We start from the raw sequence: 14,992 nt of genomic DNA, 5'->3' as shown, positions 1-14,992 counted from the left end.
AAAGGGGGTTGCCCCCCTCTCAACCAAAGATTCCAAGCAGGTGGCCAACGACCATCAGCAGTGCGCCGATGGCCATGCCGGAACCTATGAGCAGCGCGCAAAATCCCACGGCCCGGCGCTGCGCTTGGGCCGTGAGCAGATTTGCGGAACTCCGGTTTATCTCGTTACCAATCCTTGCGACCGCTTCGCGGCCAGCAAGGACTAGCGCGTTACGCTCCTTTTCCATCATGGACTCAAAGTTCATTTGCGACTGCAGCAGTGCTTTGCCGGAACCATCACGCACAGCCTCGGAAATCTTCGCCGCCAACTCGCCGTCGACCTGTTCCAGGCGACGGACGAGCGCGTCGAAGTCTTCCATCATCTGCCCGACCATCGCCTCTCGTGCTGTCGTCGCGTCTTTGGCCATCGCTTACTTCCCCTTCCCGAACAGAGCGCCATAAACCTGATCCAGGTTCTGCCAGGCCGACTTGGCGAGACGCTGAACCGATATCATCCGCTTGGCCTGTTCCTTTGCCGCATCGTCTTGCGCTGCGCGCAACTGCTCGCGGTAATCCGTGGTGTCCTGCACCACAGCGGCGATGTTGGTTTTCAAAGCCCGCAAGCGTTCGAACACTTCGTTCGAATAAATCACCGCATCACGCTTGAGCGTGAATTTCTTCTCCATCTCATGGAACCCCAGCACAGCGGCGAACGTATGAGGCAGGTCGTCAGCGTCATCAATTTCAACCTTGTTGAACACCACCAAAATGCGGCTGCGTGGCACGCCCAACGCGGCAAGTGTCTTGATCGTGTTGATGGTGTCGGCTTGCTGTTTCTTCTCCGATACCGTTGGAACCAGGAAGTAATCGAAATCTTCATGGGAGCCCGCGAACTGGCCCATGTATTTGAAAAAATCCTCGACGTTGGATGCTCCAACGTCTACTACGGCGTTGTCCTCGGTCAGCAAGATCTCTGACAACTCACCGAACTGGCGGCCTTTCATTCGCTCGATCTCGGCGGCATCGTCTGATGCGCCGGCGTTAATCGTCTCGATTGCGAAACGCACGCCACCCATTCGCGGCGACAACAACGAGTCGGATACGGTGGTCTTTCCGGTGTTACCGCTGAAATTGACTACTGCGACTTTCATTTTGGCGTCCTTTTTCGACGGCCTGCACTCTCGTACATGGCCAAATCTGAGGCGTTCTTATCGTCCCCAGGGTTCATAATCTTGCTCAGCTCACTCGGCCCCAACGGGGCCGTTTGACTGACCGGTGATTCTGCATCTGTATCGTACGATACACCTCCTTCCTTTTCCGGCGCCTCACGTTCGATCACAGGTTGCACGCTTGGCACTTGGCTCGACGTTGCAGCCTGTTTCTCCGGGTTCTGTTTCTGAGCTTTGCGATACCGATACAGGTAGCTTTTCAGCGTCTCCATACTCAGTTCGATACCCTGTTGCTTCAACACATCCAGGATCACTTGGCGACGTACACCCGCACTTAGTTGCTGCTCAATCAATGGCATCACCTGGCGTATTTTCGCTGCCTTTGTCTCAGGCTCTACCGCCATCAGGGCATTCGTTAGATCTTTGTCGTTCATTTTGCACCCTACCTGCACCCCTGTTGCACTCTATGTGCATCTTACCTGCCCCCTACCTGTAGTCAAGTTGCACTGCTCTTGCACTCTTGTAGCACCCTTCCTGCACCCTTCCTGCACCCTTTCTGCATACCACCCTACGGCCTTCGGCCTAAACAGTGGATACGCCCTTAACAAGAGCTTCGATTTTTCCCCTTAACAGGGTCAAAATCTCAATACACATCACGCACCCCCCTAGCGGGAGGCGCAAGCCGCGCAGAGCGCGGCCTACAGCGAAATCCATGCAATTTATTACGCTATACAATTGCTATACAAAAGTACCATCTAGACCAGCAAAATCAAGCTTTTTTTGTATTACATTTGCTATACGCGGTTCGGACCGATATTGTACCTGTGAAAATGCGTCAATTTCGGCTCAGAGAGGACCACCGTGGCGAAGACACTTCCCATACGTTTGAACGACGAGCAAGAGGCTCGGCTTGAGCAAGCGGCGGCATTGGCAGGGTACAAACACCTGTCGACTTATGTGCGTGACAGGGCTCTGGCGAGCGAGAAATCGAGTGGCCGTCAGAGTGATTTGGACAGCTGGGCAGATCAGCAACGCACACTCGGTTTGCTCGAAAGTATCAGCCAGGCTCAGGCGGAAAATCGAACCCTTCTAACCATCGCCGTGCATCTGCTTCGACAAGGGTTGCAGCAAGGAAAGGTCAACGAGTTGCGCGCCGAACTCAGCCATTTGGCTGATCCCGATCAGCTAATCAGCAGGCTATTGCCCGAGCTGGCCAGCGACATTGAACGTCTATCAGGAGAGGACAATGCATAAAAGAGAAGTCGATTCTGCAACGATGACAGCGGGTTTCGGTTTGCCGATCGCTGGATGGGGAGCGGGGGTCTACTTGGCACAGATGCCACTGACCCCCTTCCCTGCAGCTTTCAAGGAAACACTCCACAACGGCTGGCACAATCCAATTGTGTTGGGAGCGACAATCGCCACATCAGTAGCCGCCGCCTCTCTGGTCTACTACCTGCAGGAATATTGTGACGATGGGTTCCGGGGAGAGCAGTACCAGGAATTCCTACGGGGTTCGCAGATAAAGAACTGGCACACCGTCAAGGCCAAGGTAAATCGCCGCAACGCGCAGACCAATCGCGAACGTAAGAAAAAAGGGCTGGCCAAGTCTGATCCCATCATGATTGGCAAGCTGCCAATGCCTCTGCACCTCGAAGATCGAAACACGATGATTTGCGCATCTATCGGCGCCGGTAAATCTGTGACGATGGAAGGAATGATTGCCTCGGCGTTGAAGCGTGGGGATCGCATGGCTGTCGTCGACCCGAACGGGACGTTCTATTCCAAGTTCAGTTTCAAAGGGGATTACATCCTCAATCCCTTTGATGTTCGGTCTGCGGGCTGGACGATCTTCAACGAGATCCGTGGCATCCATGACTTCAACCGGATGGCCAAGTCGATAATCCCGCCCCAGGTTGACCCAAGCGATGAACAATGGTGCGCGTACGCACGCGACGTGCTGTCAGACACCATGCGGAAGCTCAAAGAAACCAACAACCCAAACCAAGACACGTTGGTAAACCTGCTTGTGCGTGAGGATGGCGACACCATCCGCGCCTTCCTGGCCAACACGGATTCCGAAGGCTACTTCCGGGACAACGCAGAAAAAGCCATCGCAAGCATTCAGTTCATGATGAACAAATACATTCGCCCTCTGCGCTACATGAGCAAGGGTGAATTCTCTATCTATCAATGGGTAAACGATCCAAACGCCGGCAATCTGTTTATCACTTGGCGGGAGGACATGCGCGACACCATGAAACCGCTTGTGGCCACGTGGATTGACACCATCTGCGCCACGATTCTCAGCTCGGAACCGATGACGGGTAAACGCCTCTGGCTGTTCCTCGATGAGCTGCAATCACTCGGGAAACTGGAAAGCTTTGTTCCAGCGGCAACCAAAGGCCGTAAGCATGGCTTGCGAATGGTCGGCAGTCTGCAGGACTGGTCGCAGCTCAACGCCAGTTATGGCCGCGACGATGCGGAGACGCTGCTGTCGTGCTTCCGGAACTACGTCATTCTTGCTGCAGCGAACGCCAAAAACGCAGGCATGGCCAGCGAAATCCTCGGCTCTCACGATGTTAAGCGCTGGAGGAAATCACACACGGCAGGCAAGTTGACCAGGACTGAGGAAGTCACGCGGGATGAGCCGGTGGTACAGGCTTCTGAAATATCCAACCTTCCGGATCTGGTCGCCTACGTGAAATTCGGTGAAGACTTCCCAATCACCAAAGTGAAGACGCCATACATCGATTACAAAGAGCGCGCCCAAGCAATCATGATCACCGGTCAGGCGGCGTAGCGAGGTAGCCATGTTCAACGTTACCTCTATCAAGGGGAGCAACCAGTACGCTGCAGCTGGGTACTACACAGCTGCAGACGACTACTACGCAAAAGAGTCCCCTGGCGAATGGCAGGGAATAGGTGCCGAACTTTTGGGATTGGAAGGACCCATCGACCAACAAGAGCTGGCCAAGCTGTTTGACGGCAAGCTTCCGAACGGCGAAATGATGCCGAAGCCCGTCAACAAGGAAACCGGTGAAATAGTCACTCGCCGTATGGGCTTGGACCTGACCTTTTCAGCACCAAAATCTGTCTCGATGCAGGCACTCATTGCCGGTGATAAGGACGTGGTAGCGGCCCACGACCGTGCCGTTACCAAAGCTATGGAGCATGTCGAGAAACTGGCGCAGACCCGCAGAAAGGAACATGGCAAGTCCATGCTCGAAAGGACGGGCAATCTGATTATCGGTAAGTTCCGGCATGAACTCAGCCGGGCCAAAGACCCTCAGCTGCACACACACGCTGTCGTCATGAACGCAACACGGCGTGCGGACGGCAAGTGGCGAGCGATTCATAACGACGACATTTTCAAGATCCAACCGCAGATTGACGCCATGTACAAAGGCGAGCTGGCCAAAGAGCTGCGCGAGCTGGGTTATGAGATCCGAGTGTTGGACAAGGACGGAAATTTCGAGCTGGCCCATATCTCAAGGGACCAGATCGAAGCGTTTTCAAGCAGGGCCAAAGTGATCGAGGACGCGCTGGCCAAGGACGGCAAAACGCGGAGCAACGCTACTGCATTGGAAAAGCAGATCATTGCGATGGCCACCAGGCCACGGAAGGACGAGCGCGACCGGCATCTGGTCAAAGAATATTGGGTCACGAAAGCGCGAGAACTGGGTATTGAGTTCGGCGGCCGCAGTCAGCTTGATAACCGTGAATATGGCAGGCGATCAGAGAGCATTCATGCGGAACACAACCTTCCAGAAGGAATCTCGGCTGGCCAGGCAGTTGTTCAGTACGCAATAAACCACCTGACCGAACGTGAGCAGGTTGTCGGTGAATCAGATCTGCGCACAGCGGCGTTAAGACGCGCCGTTGGGTTGGCTTCACCAACAGAGGTCGACGACGAAATCAAACGTCTGGTGAAACAAGGATCGCTAATCGAGTCGCCACCTGCTTACAGGATGGCTACCGCACCTGACGGGGCGGCGCTGTCACCTGCAGGGTGGCGCGCCCTGTTGAAAGAGCAAAAGGGATGGTCTGAGAAAGAAGCCCAGCAGTACGTCAAGAAGGCTATCGACCGCGGCTCATTGGTTGAAGTCGAAAAACGCTACACCACTCAAAGGGCGTTGAAGCGCGAGAAAGCAATTCTTGCCATCGAGCGCACTGGTCGCGGGCAGGTCACGCCTCTATTGACCAAAGAACAGGTAGCGAAAGCGCTTGAGGGTTCAACGCTTTCGGCTGGCCAATACCAGGCCGTGGAAGTGATTGTCAGTACAAGCAATCGTTTTGTCGGCATCCAGGGCGACGCGGGCACCGGGAAAACTTACTCTGTTGATCGCGCTGTGAAGCTGATCGAATCCGTCAACAACGCCATGACTGAGCGTTCGACAACGACCGACGCAACGTTTCGTGTGGTAGCACTGGCCCCCTACGGCAACCAGGTGACCGCGTTGAAAAACGAAGGGCTTGATGCACACACACTTGCCAGTTTCTTCCATACGAAAGACAAGAAGCTAGACGAGCGAACAATCGTTGTTCTCGATGAAGCAGGGGTGGTCGGAGCTCGCCAGATGGAGCAGCTGATGCGAATTATTGAGCAATCAGGTGCACGACTGGTCCAGCTGGGTGACACCAAACAAACAGAGGCCATCGAGGCTGGTAAGCCATTTGCTCAGCTGCAGCAAAACGGCATGGAAACAGCGCGTATCAAAGAGATCCAGCGTCAGAAAAATCAGGAATTGAAAATCGCTGTACAGCATGCCGCAGAGGGAAATCCCGGGAAGTCCCTTGCTCACGTAAATCATGTCGAGGAATTTCGCGACCCTGCCCTTCGGCATGAAGCCATCGTCCGAGACTACATATCGCTGACTCCAGAGGAACGCAAAGAAGTGCTGATCGTTGCGGGTACGAACAAAGACCGCAAACAGATCAACACCATGACGCGAGAAGCGCTCGGCTTTGTAGGCAAAGGTCTAGAGCTACCGACGCTCAACCGCGTGGACACGACACAGGCGGAACGCCGGTATGCGCCCAGCTACAAAAAAGGGATGATCGTTCAGCCAGAGAAGGACTACATAAGGGCTGGCCTGACGCGAGGCGAGCTGTACACCGTTGACCAGGCCCTGCCCGGCAACGTCCTTGTAGTGAAGGATAAAAACGGAAACCGCGTCGAGTTCAACCCCCGGAAATTGACCAAACTCAGCGTCTACAACCTTGAGAAGCCAGAATTTTCCGTTGGCGATCTGGTACGAATTACCCGCAACGATCAAAAGCTGGATCTCACCAACGGCGACCGAATGCGAGTGGTCGGTAACGTCAATGGAGTGATCGAGCTGGCCTCCGTCAAAGAAAGGGACGGCAAGCCGGAAAGGGTTGTAACGCTGCCAACCAATCGGCCATTGCATCTGGAACATGCCTACTCTGCGACTGTTCACAGCGCACAGGGGCTCACAAATGATCGGGTAATGATCTCCATCAACACCAAAAGCCGGACCACTTCCCAAAACCTCTGGTACGTGGCCATCAGCCGGGCCAGATACGAGGCTCGCATCTACACCGACAAAATTGCTCACCTACCAGCTGCAATTGCCAACCGTTATGACAAAACAACTGCGCTCTCGCTGCAGCAGGAACGTGAGCGTCAGCGTAAAGAACCTATCAAGCCGCGCACGGTCTTGGACGGCAAGGCGATGGAAAAGAAACAGCGTACCGCGCTGGACGGTGCAAGCGCCGGTAAATCAGGCGTGTAGGTGGGGTCTGGGGAGTTACGGAACAGAAAGTGCACTTAAGCCCAGCACCTTCCCGCAACCCCTTGCGACGTCTGGTGGTTCGGGAATAACCATCCATTGACTGATATCGCGCACAGGTCTTCACTGCTGCCCTACCCTAATCGGGAACAGAGGATGGAACCCATGGCTGCATACCTTCACTATCTCAAAATTGAAAAATTCAGAGGCATTCGCTCGCTAAGATGGCACCCAAGTGCCGGGGTCAACGTGATTCTAGGGGGAGGTAATGTAGGGAAGTCGACGTTACTGGAGTCTATCGCACTCCTGCTCAGCCCTACCAACAGCTACACCTTGGCGGATGCTGACTACTGGAGTCGAGACGTTGAAGCCGAATTCCTGATCGAAGCAGTTATATCGTTACCCGGCGAAAGCGCTATCAATCAGCAGGGAGCGATGGCTTGGCCATGGGAATGGGACGGCCGCAATGCCGTCCTTCCTGAAGTCGCCGGAGATACGGAGCAAGCACCTAGACCGGCCGTTTACAAGATAAGAGTGAGAGGTACTGCCGAGCTGGAGTTGGCATATGAAATAGTGCAGCCCGATGGGAACTGCGCTTCATTGTCAGTGGCTCTGCGTCGATCCATCGGAGTCGTTAGGCTCTCCGGTGATGATCGCAGCGATCGGGATTTGCGTTTAGTGTACGGCGCCGGCTTGGACAGACTGCTGGCTGACCGGGGGCTGCGTGCACGCTTGGGCAGGGAGATTGCGGCAGATCAAATTGAGCAGCATCTGGATCAGCCGGCGAGAGAAAAGTTGGATGCGCTGGATTTACTGTTCGGGCGTAGAGCGCTTCCAACCGAGTTGGGATTGGCATTTGTTGGCAATGCAGGGGTGTCGGTAAACGCGCTGGTCGGCTTGACCTCAGATAAAAACGGGGTTGCTCTCCCGCTAATCAGCTGGGGGTCGGGAACTCGACGATTAGCTGCACTGGCTATTGCGGACTCCTTACAGGACGGCCATCCGATCACAGTCGTAGACGAGTTGGAACGCGGACTAGAGCCCTACAGGCAGCGACAACTAATGAAAACGCTTATCGAAGGCGCTGGCCAGGCGTTCGTCACGACCCACAGCGCCACCGTCGTCAGCGCCTCTGAGCCAGCATCCCTTTGGTACATCGATTCGGCCGGCAGCATTGGCAATTTGCCCAAAAGTAAAATTGCGCGACACCAATCGGTGGACCCAGAAGCGTTCCTCTCCAGACTGACTATCGTTGCTGAGGGCGCAACAGAGGTAGGTTTTCTGGCTGCGCTACTGGACAGATACGTACCTGACTGGAGCGATCATGGTATTTACATCAGCGACGCGACTGGAAACGACAATGTTTTAAACCTGTTGGAAGCTCTGTCTACGGGCGGTTTGAAATTCGCGGGCTTCGCCGACTTTGAAGGGCGATTCGATGGGCGCTGGCGAGTACTGAGAGATCGAATTGGTCATCTTCTTTTCCAATGGGAACGGGGTTGCTTGGAAGAAAACATCATTCCTCTAATCCCTCATGCTCGTATATTTCGATTCATCGAAGACCCGGCCGCAGAAAAAACCACCATGCGCCTTAGGACGCTAGCCGACCGGCTTGGAATCGAGTCTGTCGATTTCGATGTAATCTCGGACCGCTCCGATGAAGAATTAATGGCCTTGATCGTTGCTGCTGCTACCGGCCAGATACCCGAACACTTGGTGGATGCTGAAAAAACCGTAAAGAACCCCTACAAAGGACACTCATCCGTCTGGTTCAAGTCCGTAGTAGGCGGCCGTGAATTGGCTGAAAAGGTCCACGAGTTGGGGATCTGGCCACTTTTGCAGGCCCGTATGGTTCCATTCCTAAACGCCATTCGAGCTAGCGTTGGACTTGAGCCTTTGCCAGAGGTGGAGCAATGAGTGATGCTTCCGTTGCAGCCGCTCTTCGTTCAGATGCCCGCTTAGTCGTAATAGAAGCTCTCAGCGAACAGCTAAGGAAACTCTGAAGAAGACTTCCAGATTTTGGCAAAATACCCGGATTCCACCCGCTGAGTTTCCCCATGAAGCAGATGACCTTCGCTGACGCCGAGTACGCCGGTAAGCGCAAACAAACCCGCAAAGAGTTGTTCCTGATCGAGATGGATCGGGTGGTGCCGTGGAAGGGTTTGATTGCCTTGATCGAGCCGCATTATCCCAAGGGTGAAGGCGGTCGTCCGGCCTATCCGCTGATGGCGATGCTGCGCGTGCACCTGATGCAAAACTGGTTCGGTTACAGCGATCCAGCGATGGAAGAGGCGCTGTACGAGACCACCATCCTGCGCCAGTTCGCGGGGCTGAGCTTGGAGCGTATCCCCGATGAAACCACCATCCTCAACTTCCGTCGTTTGCTGGAGAAGCACGAACTAGCCGCCGGCATCTTGGCTGTCATCAATGGCTATCTGGGCGACCGAGGGCTGTCGCTGCGCCAAGGCACGATCGTCGATGCCACGCTGATCAATGCGCCGAGTTCGACCAAGAACAAGGACGGTAAGCGCGACCCGGAAATGCATCAGACCAAGAAGGGTAACCAGTACTACTTCGGCATGAAGGCGCACATCGGTGTCGATGATGAGTCGGGCTTGGTGCACAACGTGGTGGGCACGGCGGCCAACGTGGCCGATGTCACCCAGGTCGATAAGCTGCTGCACGGCGATGAGAACATGGTCGGTGCCGACGCGGGTTACACCGGCGTCGAGAAACGCCCTGAACATGAAGGCCGGGAGGTCATCTGGCAGATCGCCGCCCGCCGTAGTACTTACAAGAAGCTTAATAAGCGCAGTGCTTTGTACAAAGCCGCGCGCAAGATTGAGAAGGCCAAGGCTCAGGTACGAGCCAAGGTCGAGCATCCGTTCCGGGTGATCAAGCGCCAGTTCGGTTATGTGAAGGTGCGCTTCCGTGGTCTGGCGAAGAACACGGCGCAACTGGTGACGCTGTTCGCGCTGTCGAACCTGTGGATGGCGCGCCGACATTTACTGGCGAATGCAGGAGAGGTGCGCCTGTAATGTGGGAAATGGCTGCCGCGAGGTGCTCGCGGCGGCTAAAAACACAGAAATAAGCGGGTGATCTGAGCGTTTTTGATCGATTTGCCGCTTTTAAAATCGGCAGGGGCTGAAGTCAGCCAGAAATACACAACTACTTCAGACCATCCTTAGCAAGTAATGCGGGATGGGTCGGTGATTAATTCGAATTTATTCTTCCACTTTCACCCGACATGCACGATGACATTTTTCGCATGTGCGCCATGCCCTATCGGCATGGCTTGCGTCCCCCTGCCCAACGAGAGTTTGAAATCTACCTATGCGGCAACATCGCCTTAATGCATACCAAAAAGGCATGCGACCTATCAAAAACAAGCAATGGTGCATATGTCAGCTATCGATAACGATATGTCACACCTCATTGGTGCTGCTCGGCACCACTCCGTGACCCGCACATTCCACTTCAGTCCGCTTGGAGCTTCACTGTGAAAACAATCTTGCGAATCGCCACCGCTCTTAGTTTGGCGGCACTCTCCTGCGGTGCATCCGCCGCTACAACTAGCTGTGACACATCGCATTCCATGAGCATTCAACTGCTCGGTTCTGGTGGCCCAATCTCTGACGACGCTCGTGCATCATCGGGGGAGATAGTCTGGATTGATGGAAAGTCGCGACTGCTCATTGACGCTGGCGGTGGTACGTACCTGCGCTTTGGCCAGGCGCATGCCCGATTGGAAGACCTGAACTTCATCGGCATTTCGCATTTCCACACAGACCATAGCGTCGACTTACCCGCCATCTTGAAGGGCGCGTATTTTATGGCCTCGGGTCACACAACCGCACTGGTCGGTCCGGATGGATCTGACTCATTCCCGAGCATGACGGAATTCTTCCATGACACGTTTGCTGCCAAAACGGGCTCGTTTGCCTATCTCGAGGGTCTGCATGATGGCAGTGATGGGCTGAATCTGAAGATCAGCCCGATTATCAACGTGGATCGCCACGCCGAGAAAGCCTCCCTCGTCTATCAAGACGCCGAGGTTAAGGTTTATGCGTACGGCATTCCGCACGGTGATGTGCCGACCTTGGCATTTCGCATCGAAGGCAAGTGCGGCACGATCGTGATCTCCGCGGATCAGAACGGCAGCCGTGCCGGGTTCGTCGACTTTGCCAAGGGCGCTGACATTTTGGTTATGCCAGCTGCCATCGATGACGATGCCGACGACACCTCTAAATTCCTCCATGCAACACCCACGGTCGTTGGCAAGATTGCCGCAGCCGTCAATCCCAAAATGCTCATCCTCAATCACTTCATGGGTAAGTCTTTGAAGAATAAGGATAGCAACGTCGAAATTATCAAACGCTACTACCACGGCCCGGTTTACGCAGGTCGTGATCTGTCGCGCTTCGAAATGCCATGACTCAGGAGCATCCAATGAAACAGACCCTCGCACTATCCATCGCCGTAGCTTCGCTCGCCTCGCTCGCCGTCATCAGCCAGCCGGCTCACGCCGGTGAAACCCCACCACCGGCCACTGCCAAGACCACCACGGGTGGCGGCAAGTGTGCCAGCGGTAAGTGTGGCACCGAGAAGATCTACGGCCAGGCGAAACTCAGTCAGGACCCACAAGGTCGCTTGGTCCGCACACGGGACGGTAAATGTGGCCTGACCGCTGAGGGTTACGACATCGCCGAAACGACCCAAAAGAAGCTCTCCGAAGGGGTTTGTGGCCAATGATCATCCAAGGACGAGGGCTTGGGCTCCGACGTGAGTTTGCCTCGTCTCTCGCCAACGGCCCCATCCGGAATGACTTCGACTTTTTGGAAGTCGTACCCGACAACTGGATGGGGTTGGGTGGAGAGAGCATGGAACAACTCGACGCCATCGCGGATAAATATCCAATGGTTGCACACAGCTTGAGCCTGTCCATCGGCGATGCACAACCGCTGGATATGAATTACTTGAGCGCAGTGAAGATCTTCCTGGACAACTACAACATTGCGATCTATAGCGATCACGTCAGCATGTCACGCGATAGTCGCGGCTACCTTTACGAGCTGATTCCGGTGCGTCGCACGCAGGCCAGCCTGCATCTGATGGTCGATAAGATCAAGGCAGTGCAGGATTACCTGTCCCGGCGTATCGCGCTGGAGAACATCTCCTACTACTACGATGAGGAGGGGCAGATGGCCGAGACCGAATTCATCACTCGGCTGATCGACGCCTCAAGCTGCGGGCTGCTATTGGATGTCAACAATGCGTATGTGAACTCGCGCAATCACGGATTCGATCCGCACGCATTCATAGATGCATTACCAACGGATGCGGTGACTTACTTTCACGTTGCTGGCCATCTGGATAATGGTCCTCAAGAGCGGGTCCTGGATACCCATGGAACCGACGTTTCGGTCGCCGTGCTTAATCTTGGTGCCTATGCGGTTCATCGGTTCGGTGAGCAGCCCATTGTGCTGGAGCGCGACAACAATATACCCAGCCTTGACGAGCTATGTGAGGAACTGCGCGGCATCCATGAGGCCATGACCGGCTCGACCGGGAAACTGCAATGAACGTTCGTCTCGCACCAGAGGTCACCAGCGACGCAGAGCGTCGGTGTCAGGCCGTTCGCCGCGGTGATCTCGGCCCGTATGGCGAGTTGGTCCGGGTGAACGCGCAAGAGCTAGTCACCACGATGTTCCCACGGTTTACCAAACATCGCGGTGCCGAGCGCCTGCGCCAAGATATCGACGCATTTTACAAATGCTTTGGCGCAACGCGGGCCGAATTCATTCACCTTGCGACCGAGTTTGTCCGCTTCATGCAGCCGCGCCTGCCGCCAGGTATCGGGCGGCCCCTTATCGAGTACGAATGGATGCTGTTTGACGTTGAGGTCGATAAGGCCCCAGTCCCCTATCCCGATGGACAGGAGGCGCGTCGCCCAACCCATGTTTACCTCAACCCCACCGTGCGATGGCTGGCCACTCCCTTTGATCTGCATATGGACGACCAACATGCGGCGCAGGCACTGTTAAACCACGATGCGCCTTATGCCTATGCCATCTTTCGCACATTCGACCATAGGGTCATGACGCAAAGGCTTTCAAATCACGACATCGCAAAACTGTCCTCCTTCACAGACGGCGAGCGGCTCATATCGCCACAAGAGTCAGCACACTGGTTCACCCACGCGCTTGCGCACGAACTCATTACTTCACACCCGAATAGTAAGGCATCACCATGGCTAAACTGATCGCACTTCTGAATCGCGGCCTCGAAAAGTCCAAAAAGTTGGATTTTGTAGCGCTGCTTTCCATCCGTTTGTATCTGCTGCCGACCCTCTACGAGGGCGCCCACGCCAAAGTTACCGGTTTCAGTGGACTGGTCGAGTGGTTCGCCACTCCAGCGGCTCAAGGCGGTCTCGGCATGCCGTTGCCCACGCTGATGGCCACGCTTGCTACGGGAACCGAAGTAGCAGGACTGATCTGCATTGCCCTAGGTCTGTTCACCCGCATCGTCACTATCCCATTGGCGATATTGATGACCGTCGCCGGTCTGGCCGTCCATTGGTCCCACGGCTGGGCCGCGATTGCCGGCAAATCCACCGAAGCCAGTATGCGGCTCAGTGGTCTCATGACTTGGCTGCAACAATCCTTTCCGGGCCGCTTCAACTATGTAACGGAATTGGGTGACCCAATAATCCTCAACAACGGCATCGAATTCACGGTGACCTACGCCATCATGATTATGGTGCTGTTCTTCTATGGCGCAGGTCGCTATGTCAGCGCAGACCATTGGCTGGCCAAGATCTTCCCGCGTTGGCCGAAGTGACCATACGGCTAGCGTGGCGGTTCATTCAGGACGCGCTAGGTAGCCCATGGTCAATGTCACCAGGCATTTTCCAACGGCCGGCGACGGGTAACAGCTAAACCCAAGCCGGGCCCGTGGGTTCCGTTTAATTAGCTTTGGGCTGAGTTCGCTACTCAACCCTTTTTTTGCCTCTTCACAAAGTTCCAAAAGACACAGAACGAGAACACCATTTGATTGATGATATTCGCGCGAGCACATACATCTGATAAGGCGCTCTCATCCGGCTCACCCGAGCAAGGAGATTAATTCGCGCTCGGCCGGCCCATCAGGGACAGCCGCGCGACGCACAATACTCAACGTTCGGCGAAGCGTGAGCTGCGCGCAGGGTAGAGGGATGAGTAAGTCATTGGCCACTTCATCGGTGATACTGATGGAAGGCAGCCAAGCGATACCGCCACCATGAATGGCAGCCTGTTTGATGGCCTCGGTGTTGCCAAACTCCATGATTGGTCCTTGCTGCACACCTAGGTTTTCGAGTACTGCCGCCACCAATTCGCGGGTGCCCGATCCCACCTCGCGCATCAGCAATGGCTCGTCATCGATATCCCCGGGTTTAATGGCGGTAGCATCGGCCAACCGGTGCCACGCGGCGACCACTGGCAACAAGTCGTCCTCGCGAAAACGGGTAGCGGTCAATCCTTTTATATGCAAAGGACCTTCAATAAAGCCAAGCGAATAGCGCATATCTGCAACGGCTTCAGAAACCTGTTCCGTGTTATTCACGAAAAGACTGACCTTTACACCTGGGTTGTTATTGCGAAAACGTGCAAGAACGCGCGGCAAGACATAGATGCCGATAGTGCTGCTCGCCGCTATGGATAAGTGCCCAATCTTGGCGCTTTCGAGTTCCTTCATTGCTAGGTCAGCCGTTCTGGCAATATCAAAGAGCCGATCGGCATATCCGGCAAGAACGTCGCCGGCATGCGTCAAACGCATACCACGCGGTTGGCGTTCAAAAAGTGTTAGACCGAAGCGCTCCTCAAGTTTTCGCAATTCGCGAGACAACGCTGGTTGCGAAATGTGCAACGCCTTTGCACAGGCAGTGATGCTGCCGGTCTTGGTAATCGTATGAAAGATTAAGAGATGATGAAGGTTCATTTAAGGATGCTCCGATCAATTTGCCGCGCAGCGATGGCAGGCCGTAATTCACCAGACAATCAGCGCTATTCCCTGAAAACGGCCTAATACAGTGTGCAGCGGAGCGTTTTCC

Annotated in this window: 14 protein-coding genes; 10 read left to right on the top strand and 4 right to left on the bottom strand. The window is 54.9% G+C overall.

The window, feature by feature from the left end; genetic code table 11:
- Window positions 1–19: 19 nt before the first annotated feature.
- Genes KVQ82_RS30845 through KVQ82_RS30835 form a run of 3 tightly spaced genes read right to left on the bottom strand, consistent with a single transcriptional unit; the run spans window position 20 to window position 1,581 of the window.
- Window positions 20–406 (bottom strand): hypothetical protein, encoded by a 387-nt coding sequence (locus tag KVQ82_RS30845; protein WP_172693477.1) that lies wholly within the window; start codon window positions 404–406, stop codon window positions 20–22.
- 3 nt (window positions 407–409) lie between these two features.
- Window positions 410–1,129 carry a StbB family protein gene (stbB, locus tag KVQ82_RS30840; protein ID WP_054076660.1) on the bottom strand — a complete coding sequence of 240 codons (720 nt, stop codon included), beginning with the start codon at window positions 1,127–1,129 and terminating at the stop codon, window positions 410–412.
- Entirely contained in the window at window positions 1,126–1,581 is a 456-nt protein-coding gene (locus KVQ82_RS30835; RefSeq protein ID WP_172693478.1) for a conjugal transfer protein TraD, read from the bottom strand. Before KVQ82_RS30835 ends, stbB begins: the two co-directional genes overlap by 4 nt.
- Before the next feature lie 427 nt (window positions 1,582–2,008).
- On the opposite strand from KVQ82_RS30835, the gene KVQ82_RS30830 reads away from it, so the two are divergent.
- From KVQ82_RS30830 to KVQ82_RS30785, 10 genes are all read left to right on the top strand, one after another.
- Window positions 2,009–2,401 (top strand): hypothetical protein, encoded by a 393-nt coding sequence (locus tag KVQ82_RS30830; protein WP_017124989.1) that lies wholly within the window; start codon window positions 2,009–2,011, stop codon window positions 2,399–2,401.
- Complete coding sequence (locus KVQ82_RS30825) at window positions 2,394–3,950, top strand: type IV secretion system DNA-binding domain-containing protein (RefSeq protein WP_017124988.1); 1,557 nt, start codon at window positions 2,394–2,396, stop codon at window positions 3,948–3,950. The genes KVQ82_RS30830 and KVQ82_RS30825 overlap by 8 nt, the downstream gene beginning before the upstream one ends.
- A gap of 10 nt (window positions 3,951–3,960) precedes the next feature.
- A complete protein-coding gene (gene mobF, locus KVQ82_RS30820) occupies window positions 3,961–6,906 on the top strand; it encodes a MobF family relaxase (RefSeq protein WP_222019483.1) in 2,946 nt (981 codons plus the stop codon).
- Between the two features lie 162 nt (window positions 6,907–7,068).
- Window positions 7,069–8,820, top strand: coding sequence for an ATP-dependent endonuclease (locus KVQ82_RS30815; RefSeq protein WP_260688137.1), 1,752 nt, complete (start codon window positions 7,069–7,071; stop codon window positions 8,818–8,820).
- Window positions 8,821–8,960: 140 nt separating this feature from the next.
- Complete coding sequence (locus KVQ82_RS30810; RefSeq protein WP_222019482.1) at window positions 8,961–9,941, top strand: IS5-like element ISPre1 family transposase; 981 nt, start codon at window positions 8,961–8,963, stop codon at window positions 9,939–9,941.
- Window positions 9,942–10,498: 557 nt separating this feature from the next.
- Complete coding sequence (locus KVQ82_RS30805; RefSeq protein ID WP_260688136.1) at window positions 10,499–11,338, top strand: MBL fold metallo-hydrolase; 840 nt, start codon at window positions 10,499–10,501, stop codon at window positions 11,336–11,338.
- A 14-nt stretch (window positions 11,339–11,352) separates the two neighbouring features.
- Window positions 11,353–11,655, top strand: a complete 303-nt coding sequence (locus KVQ82_RS30800) for a hypothetical protein (protein WP_222019481.1) — start codon at window positions 11,353–11,355, stop codon at window positions 11,653–11,655.
- Window positions 11,652–12,485: a DUF692 domain-containing protein gene (locus KVQ82_RS30795; protein ID WP_222019480.1), complete on the top strand. Its 834-nt coding sequence runs from the start codon at window positions 11,652–11,654 to the stop codon at window positions 12,483–12,485. Before KVQ82_RS30800 ends, KVQ82_RS30795 begins: the two co-directional genes overlap by 4 nt.
- Window positions 12,482–13,165 (top strand): hypothetical protein, encoded by a 684-nt coding sequence (locus KVQ82_RS30790; protein WP_222019479.1) that lies wholly within the window; start codon window positions 12,482–12,484, stop codon window positions 13,163–13,165. Before KVQ82_RS30795 ends, KVQ82_RS30790 begins: the two co-directional genes overlap by 4 nt.
- Window positions 13,153–13,743 (top strand): DoxX family protein, encoded by a 591-nt coding sequence (locus KVQ82_RS30785; RefSeq protein ID WP_222019478.1) that lies wholly within the window; start codon window positions 13,153–13,155, stop codon window positions 13,741–13,743. The genes KVQ82_RS30790 and KVQ82_RS30785 overlap by 13 nt, the downstream gene beginning before the upstream one ends.
- 264 nt (window positions 13,744–14,007) lie before the next feature.
- Here the strand turns inward: KVQ82_RS30785 and KVQ82_RS30780 are convergent, their stop codons facing one another.
- Window positions 14,008–14,880 carry a LysR family transcriptional regulator gene (locus KVQ82_RS30780; RefSeq protein ID WP_222019477.1) on the bottom strand — a complete coding sequence of 291 codons (873 nt, stop codon included), beginning with the start codon at window positions 14,878–14,880 and terminating at the stop codon, window positions 14,008–14,010.
- Window positions 14,881–14,992 lie beyond the last annotated feature (112 nt).

This window comes from Pseudomonas sp. AO-1 (assembly GCF_019775695.1).
GTDB lineage: Bacteria > Pseudomonadota > Gammaproteobacteria > Pseudomonadales > Pseudomonadaceae > Aquipseudomonas > Aquipseudomonas parakoreensis.
The sequence above is the reverse complement of the archived record's forward strand: the minus strand, read 5'-3'. Positions and strand labels throughout refer to the sequence as shown.

What these genes read in the sequence shown, in the direction of transcription:
- KVQ82_RS30845 (WP_172693477.1), bottom strand. Translation starts at nt 406, where the DNA reads ATGGCCAAAGACGCGACGACAGCACGAGAGGCGATGGTCGGGCAGATG.
- stbB (WP_054076660.1), bottom strand. Translation starts at nt 1,129, where the DNA reads ATGAAAGTCGCAGTAGTCAATTTCAGCGGTAACACCGGAAAGACCACC.
- KVQ82_RS30835 (WP_172693478.1), bottom strand. Translation starts at nt 1,581, where the DNA reads ATGAACGACAAAGATCTAACGAATGCCCTGATGGCGGTAGAGCCTGAG.
- KVQ82_RS30825 (WP_017124988.1), top strand. Translation starts at nt 2,394, where the DNA reads ATGCATAAAAGAGAAGTCGATTCTGCAACGATGACAGCGGGTTTCGGT.
- mobF (WP_222019483.1), top strand. Translation starts at nt 3,961, where the DNA reads ATGTTCAACGTTACCTCTATCAAGGGGAGCAACCAGTACGCTGCAGCT.
- KVQ82_RS30815 (WP_260688137.1), top strand. Translation starts at nt 7,069, where the DNA reads ATGGCTGCATACCTTCACTATCTCAAAATTGAAAAATTCAGAGGCATT.
- KVQ82_RS30810 (WP_222019482.1), top strand. Translation starts at nt 8,961, where the DNA reads ATGAAGCAGATGACCTTCGCTGACGCCGAGTACGCCGGTAAGCGCAAA.
- KVQ82_RS30805 (WP_260688136.1), top strand. Translation starts at nt 10,499, where the DNA reads ATGAGCATTCAACTGCTCGGTTCTGGTGGCCCAATCTCTGACGACGCT.
- KVQ82_RS30800 (WP_222019481.1), top strand. Translation starts at nt 11,353, where the DNA reads ATGAAACAGACCCTCGCACTATCCATCGCCGTAGCTTCGCTCGCCTCG.
- KVQ82_RS30795 (WP_222019480.1), top strand. Translation starts at nt 11,652, where the DNA reads ATGATCATCCAAGGACGAGGGCTTGGGCTCCGACGTGAGTTTGCCTCG.
- KVQ82_RS30790 (WP_222019479.1), top strand. Translation starts at nt 12,482, where the DNA reads ATGAACGTTCGTCTCGCACCAGAGGTCACCAGCGACGCAGAGCGTCGG.
- KVQ82_RS30785 (WP_222019478.1), top strand. Translation starts at nt 13,153, where the DNA reads ATGGCTAAACTGATCGCACTTCTGAATCGCGGCCTCGAAAAGTCCAAA.
- KVQ82_RS30780 (WP_222019477.1), bottom strand. Translation starts at nt 14,880, where the DNA reads ATGAACCTTCATCATCTCTTAATCTTTCATACGATTACCAAGACCGGC.